This is a genomic window from Protofrankia sp. CiP1_Cm_nod3 (assembly GCF_982290655.1).
The window spans coordinates 15,247-15,806 of sequence record NZ_CEVIVD010000111.1 but is presented as its reverse complement, the minus strand read 5'-3'; positions in this window follow the sequence as shown (position 1 = coordinate 15,806).

Below are 560 nucleotides of genomic sequence, written 5' to 3'. Positions count from 1 at the left end.
GGCGGGCGGCGGGATCTTCCCCGGTCGCCCCGGTCGCCCCGGTGCCCGTCCCCGGTCCCGGGCCTCGGTGTCGTTCTCGGTGCCGGGCCGTGGTGCCGTCCCCGGTGCCGGGGAGCGCTCCGCCCGCCGTTCCCGGCGCTGCCTCGAGGGTGGGCGGAACGCTCCCGCGGGGGAAGCCGCACCCCGGACGGAATCGTGGCCGGCGAATTTCCGATGTGCTTTCCTCAACATTGTCGGAAATACGACAGCGGGCCGTTGGCCGGCAATCCGGCGTCAACCACGGTTTTTCTGAACGGGCCGTCATATGTGTGGCCGCGGTGACATGCCCCGGTCGTATACAGATGTTCTCCCGGCCACCAGGATTCCAGCCGTGTACCGAGCAGACGAGACCCGCCCGGGGCCGCCGGCGGGAGCGCCTGCCGGCGGCTCCGCCCATGGGCGGCCGCCGGCAGGCGAGCCTTCCGGGCCGCGTCACGCGCGACGTTCCGCGCGGCCGGCAGCGGTGCCGGTGCCCGGGGATGCCGCCCTCGACGGCGCCCGGCGCCGGGCCCAGCCAGCGG